10 protein-coding genes are annotated in these 10010 nt (G+C 40.6%); 1 reads left to right on the forward strand and 9 read right to left on the reverse strand.

Translation table 11 applies throughout. The features are described 5' to 3' along the window. Nucleotides 1-33: 33 nt before the first annotated feature. The 7 genes from rplM to pbp2b form a co-directional block, all read right to left on the reverse strand. A complete protein-coding gene (rplM, locus tag E7C97_RS08215) occupies nt 34-480 on the reverse strand; it encodes a 50S ribosomal protein L13 (protein WP_001044622.1) in 447 nt (148 codons plus the stop codon). 159 nt (nt 481-639) lie between these two features. Beyond that, on the reverse strand, nt 640-1347 hold the full coding sequence (locus E7C97_RS08220; protein WP_316108839.1) for a TIGR02206 family membrane protein: 708 nt from the start codon (nt 1345-1347) through the stop codon (nt 640-642). 120 nt (nt 1348-1467) lie between these two features. Next, nucleotides 1468-2079 carry an NUDIX hydrolase gene (locus E7C97_RS08225; protein WP_316108841.1) on the reverse strand — a complete coding sequence of 204 codons (612 nt, stop codon included), beginning with the start codon at nt 2077-2079 and terminating at the stop codon, nt 1468-1470. Next, complete coding sequence (gene murF, locus E7C97_RS08230; RefSeq protein WP_316108842.1) at nt 2066-3439, reverse strand: UDP-N-acetylmuramoyl-tripeptide--D-alanyl-D-alanine ligase; 1374 nt, start codon at nt 3437-3439, stop codon at nt 2066-2068. Before murF ends, E7C97_RS08225 begins: the two co-directional genes overlap by 14 nt. A 53-nt stretch (nt 3440-3492) precedes the next feature. Continuing rightward, nucleotides 3493-4536, reverse strand: a complete 1044-nt coding sequence (locus E7C97_RS08235; protein WP_316108843.1) for a D-alanine--D-alanine ligase — start codon at nt 4534-4536, stop codon at nt 3493-3495. Nucleotides 4537-4701: 165 nt separating this feature from the next. Next, nucleotides 4702-5298: a recombination mediator RecR gene (recR, locus tag E7C97_RS08240; protein ID WP_000966747.1), complete on the reverse strand. Its 597-nt coding sequence runs from the start codon at nt 5296-5298 to the stop codon at nt 4702-4704. A gap of 10 nt (nt 5299-5308) precedes the next feature. Continuing rightward, complete coding sequence (pbp2b, locus tag E7C97_RS08245; protein ID WP_316108844.1) at nt 5309-7351, reverse strand: penicillin-binding protein PBP2B; 2043 nt, start codon at nt 7349-7351, stop codon at nt 5309-5311. Between the two features lie 196 nt (nt 7352-7547). Here pbp2b and E7C97_RS08250 point away from each other — a divergent pair, with 196 nt between their 5' ends. Then, nucleotides 7548-8393, forward strand: coding sequence for a MurR/RpiR family transcriptional regulator (locus E7C97_RS08250; protein ID WP_049525741.1), 846 nt, complete (start codon nt 7548-7550; stop codon nt 8391-8393). Nucleotides 8394-8897: 504 nt separating this feature from the next. Here the strand turns inward: E7C97_RS08250 and E7C97_RS08255 are convergent. Together E7C97_RS08255 and E7C97_RS08260 are read right to left on the reverse strand one after the other, a co-directional pair. Beyond that, nucleotides 8898-9026, reverse strand: a complete 129-nt coding sequence (locus tag E7C97_RS08255) for a hypothetical protein (protein WP_261674130.1) — start codon at nt 9024-9026, stop codon at nt 8898-8900. Between the two features lie 173 nt (nt 9027-9199). Then, nucleotides 9200-10010 (reverse strand): LPXTG cell wall anchor domain-containing protein (locus E7C97_RS08260; protein WP_316108845.1); only part of this gene is annotated, 811 nt, incomplete at its 5' end.

Here is a 10010-nt window from a genome sequence, read left to right on the forward strand (position 1 = left end):
TTGTGCTTGTGACATACTTTATTGTTCCTTTCCTTAGATAAGTCCTGAAATATCAAGAACTTCTGGTTGTTGTGCAGCGTGAGTGTGCTCAGCTCCAACGAATACTTTCAATTTCATACCTTGAGCGCGACCAAGAGTATTGTGTGGAAGCATACCTTTAACTGATTTCTCGATCAAACGAACTGCATTTTTAGAACGAAGTTCACCAGCAGAGATTGATTTCAATCCACCTGGGTGGTTTGAGTGAGTGTAGTAAATCTTATCAGATGCTTTTTTACCAGTCAATTTAACTTTTTCAGCATTGATAACGATTACGAAATCACCTGTATCAGTGTGAGGTGTGAATGTTGGTTTGTTTTTTCCGCGAAGTACGCTAGCAACAACTGCTGAAAGGCGTCCAAGAGGTACATCAGTTGCGTCAACAACGTACCATTTGCGTTCTACTTGGCCTGGTTTAGCCATGAATGTAGTTTTGTTCATGATTTCTCCTATATGAATATCGTTTTTGTTTACAGGGCGGATGTTCCGGTCCGCAAGTTATTTGAAAGGTTCCGGGGCCTTACAAATGGGGTAAACAATACCGTCTACTATTGTATCAAAATTCTCAGATAAAAGTCAAGAGATTGGGAAAATATTTTTTTATTTCTGCCAGATTCTCAATCTTTTTTCTTCCTGTTCCTGAAGGATTGTCTGAAAAATTTTAGAGACTAAATAAATGGCACAAGTCAGGAATAGCGTAACCACTAGATAATTGATCAAACGACCGTGGTCTCCAACCAATGGCGGTTTTGTCAAAAAGCCATAATCTCCACCCGTCATTAGATTGACCACAAAGATCACAGCATTAAGCGAAGATGTGATGATTAGGGTCCGTTTGAAGTCCAATAAGCTAGCATCGTAGTCCTTCAAGAGATAAATCAAGGAATTTCCAAGAAGGGCTAAGTGTCCGAAAATAAAGGACAAAATGGCAATGTGGGGGAAGGGATAGGGATCTGGCACTGGATAAATAAAAGCTGCCAAAGTTCCAAAGGTTCCCAGCACAGCAAAATACTGCTTGACTCTAGAGACACCTGGGGTCAAAAGCACTATAAACATTGCTAAGCGACAATGATAAAAGGGCAGACTTTCTGTTAAAGGCATCTGATTTACCAAATACCAACCGTAAAGTAGAATTAATTGAACGGCCTGTAAAATCTGGAAAAATCGTTGACAAACTTTTTTCTCACCATAACGATAGGCAAGAAATACAGTCAATGCCAATAAAGTAAATAGACTTCCATACCAAAGAAGGTCAAATTGGGGTGGCTCCGTCGGCTGCGTGCTAAATAAAGCATCCCAAACATTCATGTAACTTTCCTCATTTTCATATAAGCAGGCCTCTTACTCATCTCTATAGAGCCTAACTTACATTTATTTCATATAATTTTGTGTAAAAGAAACTGTCGATCTTAATATAAAACAAAGCTTCTAATCGACATATTGTTCCCGCTCACCCTGATAGACCTGCCATAGAATATCCATTTGTTCCTTAGTTATTCTTTTTTCAGATAAGGGAGGGAGAGCCGAAATGTCGAAAAATCCTAATTCAGCAACTTCTTGATTTTCTTGAAAGTCCCCATCCAATAACTGACAGTCAAAGACGAACTTGGCATACTGTTTGTTCTGAAGTTGAAAGCGATTGGTATCAAAAACTGCCAATAAAGAGCCTACTTCTACCGAAAATCCTGTTTCTTCCTGAACTTCTTTTCGGATATTTTCCTTGGGAGAATATCCTACTTCACCAAAGCCACCAGGTAATGCCCAAGTATCCTCTCCTTGCCCTCTAACCAAACAAATCTTCTGATTTTGAACAATCCATGCCCTTACATCCATCAAGGGAGTTGCATAGCTACCTGTTGGTTTTAAAATTGCAGTCAATTCCTCTTGATCGAGCTCCGTTTGATCCTGCAAGACACTCCATAAAATCTGACGTAAATCCTCATAACGTTCACGGTCATAAGGATCCTTTGAATAGGTCAACCCAGTATCAGTGATAGCTAACATTCTCTGAATAGCTTTGGCGAAATCAGTTGTGCTCATTTTCTAGGCTTTCTACTAGCTTGGCTAGATTCATAGAGTTCGAACCTTTAAGCAGAATCTGGTCATGTGCGCCAAGACTTTCCTTGACCTGCTTAACCATGGCTTCAAACTGGTCCTCATCGGCTGTTTTCTTGAAGTAGTACACATGACCGATTGGGAACATTTGACTGGCTAATTGAGCCAAGTCAGCGATGTCTTCACCGTAGAAAATTACGGTATCAAGGGCATCGGGTGTAATGCTCAAAATCATTTGATTATGAAGTTGAACAGACTGGTCTCCAAGCTCCTTCATATCCGCCAGAACTGCAAGTTTCTTACCACCTTCATTGGCTGGGATGGCTGAGAAAGTCTCCAAAATCAACTTCATAGCTGTTGGATTTGCATTGTAGACATCTGATAGGATATCCGCACCGTTGGCTGCTTTTTTCCACTCGGTACGATTGCGGGTCAATTCTAGATTTTGGAAGGCTTGACCAATCTGCTCTTCAGATACTCCTTCTTGCAGGGCAACATAAGATGCGATCATAGCATTAGTCGCATTGTACTTACCTGTTACTGGCAAGTCAAGAGCCTGCTCTAAGAAATTGGCCTTGAAGGTTAAGCTATCCTTACGCTCAATCAATTCTGTAATTTCGAGTTCTGCACCTGGACCAAAACGAACTACTTTTTGATCAGCAGGTAGATAATCCTCTACAATAGGATCAGCTGGCACCAAAAGTAAGGACCCCTTTTCCATCCCATCAGCGATTTGTAATTTACCTTTTGCAATTTCAGAACGGTCCTTAAAGAAAGCCAGATGAGCTTCTCCAACCAAGGTCACGATAGCTGTCTTTGGATGAGCTAATTCAGACAAAAGATGGATATCTCCTAGGTGATCCTGCCCCATTTCCAAGACCAGCTTTTCGGTATCATCTGGCATATGGAGAACCGTGTAGGGAAGGCCAATCTCGTTATTGTAGTTCCCTTGTGTTTTGTAGGTTTTGTAGCTTGTTGAAAGCAAGTGGGCCAACATATCCTTGGTAGTAGTCTTCCCATTTGAACCTGTGACAGCAAAGACATCGACACCAGTCTTTTGAAGGTAATAGGCCGCAAGAGCTTGAAAGGCAGTTAGGACATCTTCCACCAAGATATAAGGATGCCCTGCTACTTCTTTCTCTGATAAGGTTAAAGCTGCGCCATTTTCAAAAGCTGTCTCGATAAAGTCATGACCATCACGCGCCCCCTTGAGTGGCACAAATAAATCCCCAGCTCCAATCAAACGACTATCAAACTCAGCCTTGACTAGTGGGCTATCCACATAGCTAGTCACATCATTTTTTGCACCGACAACACGCGCAACTTCGTGAATCGTAAGTTTCATGTTTACTCCTTTAAAAAGGGGCAAGGAGTCCTTCCCCGCCCTTATGTCTGTCTTTACAATAGGTGCGCTTCACGCTTGACAAAACTTTCCTTAGCAAGATCAACCAAACGTTCAATTAATTCTGGATAAGAAATTCCCATATTGTCCCAAAGTAAGGGATACATAGACCATTGAGTAAATCCTGGCATAGTGTTAAGCTCGTTTAGGAAAACTTCTCCCTTATCTGTATAGAAGAAATCGCAACGTGATAGACCAAGCCCACCAATAGCACGGAAGGCAGTTTCTGCATTTTTACGCATGACTGCTACTACATCATCACTAATCTTGGCTGGGATATCCATAGTAATCTTGTTATCGATATATTTGGCTTCATAGTCATAGAAGGCTACGTCTTTGACAACTTCACCAGGAAACGTGCTCTTAACATCATAGTTCCCTAAGAGACCAACCTCGATTTCACGTGCATTGACTCCTTGTTCTACCAAGACACGACTATCGTACTTGAAGGCAAGCTCTAAAGCTTGATGGAGTTCTTCTTTATTTTCAGACTTAGAAATACCGACACTAGATCCCATATTGGATGGTTTGGTAAAGACTGGATAGGTTAATTTTTCTTCAACTTCAGCAATCTTAGAAACCAAGTCATCCCCTTCAACAATGGCTACGTAAGGAACTTGGGCAATCCCAGCAGACTCCAAAACACGTTTGGTAGTAATCTTATCCATGGCAAGGCTTGAAGATAAGATATTGCAACCGACATAAGGCATTTTCAAGACTTCTAAGAAACCTTGAACGGAACCATCTTCTCCCATAGGTCCATGAAGAACTGGAAAGACAACGGCTCCTTCTTCGTAGATAGCACTTGGAGCAATTTTCTTGTCCCAATCAATAGTCGCATTGGTCATGAGACGTTCATCTTGTTCAGGAGTTTGGGTAAATTCTTGGGTTTTGATGAAATCACCGGACTGGCTGATAAAGAAGGTTTTGACTGCGAAACGATCATAGTTAACCGCACGCATCACACTCTCAGCCGACAATACAGACACTTCACGTTCTGCACTGCGTCCACCATATAATAAAATTATTGTTTGTTTCATATGATTGTCCTGTTTCTACTAGAATACTTGCTCTTTAGTATATCACATTTGTCTCTTTTTTTAAACTTGAATAGCAAAAAAGAGACTGGATTAAAAATAAATCCAGCCTCTTAATTTCTTAAAATCTTATCTATTAGCTAATTGCCTGTTCTATATCCTCACAGACTAGAGTTCTGTACGATTTTCGATGGCTCTTAAGAGCGTTACTTCATCTGCATATTCGATATCAGCTCCGACTGCTAGACCTCGTGCTAGACGAGTAACCTTGATTCCTGCGGGTTTGAGAAGTCGTGAGATATACATGGAAGTCGCCTCACCATCAGCAGTCGCATTGGTCGCTACGATGACCTCAGAAACTTCGCTATCCATGAGACGTGTCATGAGACTCTTGAGATTGATGTCATCTGGGCTAATCCCATTCATAGGTGAAATTAAGCCGTGTAAGACATGGTAAAGACCGTGGTATTCTTGAATATTTTCCATGGCAGCGACATCGCGACTATCTTCCAGAACCAGAATCGTGGATTGGTCACGACTAGGGTCTGTACAGATAGAGCAAGGATCATCATCCGTCAAACGTCCACAGATTGAACAATAGGTCAATTCTCGTTTAGCTGCAAGGAGATTTTTAGCAAATTCATTGACGTCGTCATCAGACATCCCAATGGTATAAAAGGCCAGTCGGGTTGCTGTCTTAATCCCGATACCTGGAAGTTTAGAATAGCTGTCAATCAACTTAGCAATAGGTGTTGGATAAAGCATGGCTTCCTTTCTAATTCATTGGATGGTGTTGATTATATAAATTGATAATGTCGCGAGCAATTGCTGGCCCAACATTTTTGGTTAAATTGGTATTATGAGGAAAGACTACTGCAACTGCAATTTGAGGATTTTCTGTTGGAGCATAGGCCACGGCATTGGTATTATTAGCATTTTGACCACCAGCTACATAGCTTTCAGCTGTACCGGTCTTACCACTGATAGAAACAGTGGCGCCATCTGAAAACGCCCGTCCTGTCGTTAGGGGACTAGTTCCATGCGATACTTGGTAAAATCCTTGGTGCAAGATTGCCATATCTGATTCAGAAATATTGACCTTGTTGATTTCCTTGGTATTTATTGCTTGGATTAATTCCCCAAGGCCACCCTTATCATTGTTGTCGTATATTCCCTCGACAATATGTGGAGCTAGACGAACACCATTGTTAGCAATAGTTGCAACGTACTGGGCTAATTGCATCGGTGTGTAGTTATCAAACTGGCCAAAAGCATTAGTTAAATAATTAGCCAAATCAAAGTTTTTAGGAATAAATCCTGTTGATTCCTCTGGCAGGTCAATCCCTGTAGAAGCACCCAAACCATATTCACTAAAAGTCGCGCGTAGTTTTCCCATAGCAGACTCTAGTTGGTCGGTCTTGACTGTCATATCTGGTTGATAGGTTTGCCCCATCATCCCTAGGGCAGTTTGAATCATATAGGCATTAGAAGAGTATTCCAAAGCCTCAACTGCTGTAATCGGGAAGGAACCATAGGCAAGAGTATACCAAGAGTTGATAGCTGCGGATCCTTGGAAAACAATTGGTTGGTCTGTCAAGGTCTGGTTCCCCTTAAGAACACCATTTTCCCAGCCTGAGCTGATGGTAGCCGCTTTAACGACAGAACCTGGCACAAAGACATTGGTCACAGTACCCAGCGAGTCTGAGGTTAAGTCACCCGTTTCCAAATTATGCTTAATCCCTGACATAGCTAATACAGCACCAGTCTTAGGATTGAGAGCTACTGCATAGACACCTTCTGAATATTTTGCTCCACCATTTGATAGTTCTGAATTGAAGTAACTTTTCAGAAGATTATCCACACTGTCTTGGAAGGTCAAATCAATGGTCAATTTAATATTTTTGCCCTTGCTACCTTCTTCGACATTTTCCACACTCTCCATATCGCCATATTTATCGAGATGGATTTCTTTCACCGTGCGCTTTCCTTGTAGAACTTCTTCGTATTGTTTCTCCAGATAAGAAGTTCCAACACGGTCATTAAGTGAATAGCCTTTTTGCAAATAAGCATCCACATCCTCAGCTGGAAGACCTGATTTCTCACTAGAGACACTTCCAACGATAGATGAAAGCGAGGTTTCTAAAACCTTTCTATCCCACGAAGTTGAAATGCTAATACCAGGTAATTCCTTGGAAGCTGAAGCAATGATGGCCACCTGTGTGTCACTTAATGGATCGGTTTGAATATTCCCTGTCGCAAAATTACCAACTGCATTGAGCTGGTTAAAGAGGTAGATAACCTTCTTTTCATCCTCTGAATAGTTCAGTTGATCAGAAGTGATACTCTCAGCAGCATTGTTATAAAGTTGAGCTTCGGATAGTTGATTTCCATCAGAATCAAAACGTTTATCCTTAGGAAGAGCCTCTACCGTTTTTTTATAGACAGCTGGATCTGCTAGATAATAGTCAGCCATTTGACGTTCTGTCAAATCTGGCGAGGTAACTGTTACATACGTTAAGAGTTTAGTGGAAATATCCTTTAAATCAGTAGCTGTCATCTTATTGCTTCGTGTGAAAGCTACTACTTGTTTAACGGTATTTTCTACCAAGGGTTTTCCAGCCGCGTCATAGATTTCTCCACGAGCAGAACCCGTTGTTACCCTAGTTTGGCTAGCAGACGCTAACTTGGTTTCATAGAAATCCTTGTTCAAAACTTGCATATAGAGCAAGCGACCAATGATGGTCATGAAAAGTAAAATAACGATTGCAAACAATAAATTAAGCCGAATCGGTATCGAATGGCTATTGAATTTTCTCATACAAATCAATCTCATTTCTAATCAAAATCTCAATCTTCATTGTACCATAATTTGAAGAGAAAATTATGGAAAAAGAAAAGACTTTTCCTTTTTATCCCAAAAACAAAGCAACTGTGGTATAATAGAAGTAAGCGCTATTTTATTTGTTAGGTTTTATTGACAAATAATGTTTAACAAATAACTACAAAGGAGTCCCATGAACAAGCCAGATATCTCTACGATTATTGATCTTCACTTTGAAGAAATGACCGATTTAGAGCAAGAGATTGCCCGCTATTTTTTGCAGGCAGATACCATTCATGATGACTTGTCTTCTCAGCAGGTCACTCAAAAACTTCATATTTCTCAGGCGGCTCTCACTCGTTTTGCCAAAAAATGTGGCTTTACGGGCTATCGGGAATTTATTTTCAAATACCAGCAACAAAAGGATACCCTTTCCGTTCCTCAACAAGATATGAATCCTTTGACACAAAGAGTCTTGAGAAGCTATACAAATATCCGAGAAATGACACAAGAATTGATTGATGATGACCAACTGGAGCGTATTGCCCAAATGATTGATCAATCAGAACGCGTCTATTTTTTTGGGACTGGAAGTTCTGGCCTAGTTGCGCGTGAGATGAAATTGCGTTTCATGAGACTTGGAGTCGTTTGTGAGGCTTTGACAGATCCAGACGGTTTCGCCTGGACAACCAGTATCATCGATGAAAAATGTTTGGTCTTTGGTTTCTCCCTTTCAGGAACAACTCCATCCATCATTGACAGTCTACTAGACGCTCAAGATATGGGGGCTAAAACTGTTCTTTTTACTAGTACGCCAAGCAAGGAAACTCAGGAATTTACAGAAACTGTACTGGTAGCAAGCCAGAGTCAGGCTTCCTATATCCAACGTATTTCTGCCCAACTTCCTATGTTGATCTTAATCGATCTACTCTATGCTTATTTCCTAGAAATTGATCGTGAAAGTAAAGAAAAAATCTTTAACAGTTATTGGGAAAATAAAAAACTAAATGGCTATCGTAGAAATAGAAGATCTAGATAAGTCTTCATCCCTTTCAAGTGAATAATCATATGAGCAACCAGCGATTAAAGTCGCTGGTTTTTAGTTTGCACAAGTCCTATAACTGATAACTTATGCACATAGAACTCTATACCTGCTACCTTCTATAAAAAGTCTCTATAAGTCTCTAAAGTTCTATAGTTAGTTGGTTTAAAAACTGTAGGGTTTATAGAGATTTGTAATGATAGATAAAACAGCCCGTAGTAAGATATCACCTATGTTTGAAATTTATAGTGCATATAAATTAAGGTAAACCTCATTATACTTCTCCCTTATGAGTATATTCTTAAAAGATGATTAAAGAGTTTTTCAAAAATTAAATCCCCCTTAAACTTGAGCAAGTCAAACCTATCACCTTACTTCATCTAAAGAAACGCCATTCCCAAAATTTTCAATGCCGGAAATTCCTAGTATTCGACTCACCTATCGAAAATAAAACTTACCAAACATCAACTCTAGTTTGATCAAAAGAGAACTCCCACTCTACTAAAAACTTTCTTTAGGTTCTTCCTTTTGTTGTGATTTATGAGGAGCTTTAGCTCGTAGAAAGACTTTTTGTTTTGGTAATGCATAAAAAGAGGCTGGGTAAAGATCTTTAAAATCAGAAAAACGCATAATATCAGATATTCAAAAACCTTGATATTATGCGTTTTATGTTGAAAAGATTTTCTAAATGTTATCCCCAAAGTGGGGGATAGCCACTCTTTTCTATTAGTTAAAGCCGGCTTTAATCGTCAATATGAGTCGTTATTTTAAACAAAGTAACATTACTCTCCTAAGAAAGATGACTATTTTTCGTCTTCCTTCTTACGACGTCCAAGTGCTGCCAATCCTACAAGTCCTGCAACTACTCCGAGTACAGTTGATCCTGCAGATGTAGTTTCACCAGTATTTGGAAGTTGTTCCTTAGCCGATGTTGGATTAGCTGGTTTTTCCGAAACTGGTTTACCTGGTGTTGGGCTCACTGGTTTACCTGGTGTTGGATCCACCGGTTTGCCTGGTGTTGGATCCACTGGTTTACCTGGTGTTGGATTCACTGGTTTACCTGGTGTTGGATCCACTGGCTTACCTGGTGTTGGGTTCACCGGTTTACCTGGTGTTGGATCCACTGGTTTGCCTGGTGTCGGATTCACTGGCTTACCTGGTGTCGGGTTCACTGGTTTGTCTGGAGTTGGCTCTACAGGTTTGTCTGGAGTTGGCTCTACAGGCTTATCTGGAGTTGGCTCTACAGGCTTGTCTGGAGTTGGCTCTACAGGTTTATCTGGAGTTGGCTCTACAGGTTTGTCTGGAGTTGGCTCTACAGGCTTGTCTGGAGTTGGTTCTACAGGTTTGTCTGGAGTTGGCTCTACAGGCTTATCTGGAGTTTCTTTAAGTTTGTACACATATGTTACATTCTTATCACCTTCGATAACCTTACCAGTTGTTGGGTCTGTTGACTTCAAGTGACCTTCGTCATCTACTTCACCGACTGTGTAGTTTCCGGCTGGAACCAATACATAGGTCTTACCGTCTTTTTCAATCTCTTGTGGACGGTTGTCTACAACTGTGTCGTAGTCTTTGTCTACTGGTTGAGCTTCTTCGTCGGTTACATCTGACTTG

The sequence above is a fragment of the Streptococcus sp. genome, from assembly GCF_032481935.1.
In the GTDB taxonomy this organism is placed as follows: Bacteria; Bacillota; Bacilli; order Lactobacillales; family Streptococcaceae; genus Streptococcus.

What these genes read in the sequence shown, in the direction of transcription:
- recR (WP_000966747.1), bottom strand. Translation starts at nt 5,298, where the DNA reads ATGCTTTATCCAACACCTATTGCTAAGTTGATTGACAGCTATTCTAAA.
- murF (WP_316108842.1), bottom strand. Translation starts at nt 3,439, where the DNA reads ATGAAACTTACGATTCACGAAGTTGCGCGTGTTGTCGGTGCAAAAAAT.
- E7C97_RS08225 (WP_316108841.1), bottom strand. Translation starts at nt 2,079, where the DNA reads ATGAGCACAACTGATTTCGCCAAAGCTATTCAGAGAATGTTAGCTATC.
- pbp2b (WP_316108844.1), bottom strand. Translation starts at nt 7,351, where the DNA reads ATGAGAAAATTCAATAGCCATTCGATACCGATTCGGCTTAATTTATTG.
- E7C97_RS08235 (WP_316108843.1), bottom strand. Translation starts at nt 4,536, where the DNA reads ATGAAACAAACAATAATTTTATTATATGGTGGACGCAGTGCAGAACGT.
- E7C97_RS08220 (WP_316108839.1), bottom strand. Translation starts at nt 1,347, where the DNA reads ATGAATGTTTGGGATGCTTTATTTAGCACGCAGCCGACGGAGCCACCC.
- rplM (WP_001044622.1), bottom strand. Translation starts at nt 480, where the DNA reads ATGAACAAAACTACATTCATGGCTAAACCAGGCCAAGTAGAACGCAAA.
- E7C97_RS08250 (WP_049525741.1), top strand. Translation starts at nt 7,548, where the DNA reads ATGAACAAGCCAGATATCTCTACGATTATTGATCTTCACTTTGAAGAA.
- E7C97_RS08255 (WP_261674130.1), bottom strand. Translation starts at nt 9,026, where the DNA reads ATGCGTTTTTCTGATTTTAAAGATCTTTACCCAGCCTCTTTTTATGCA.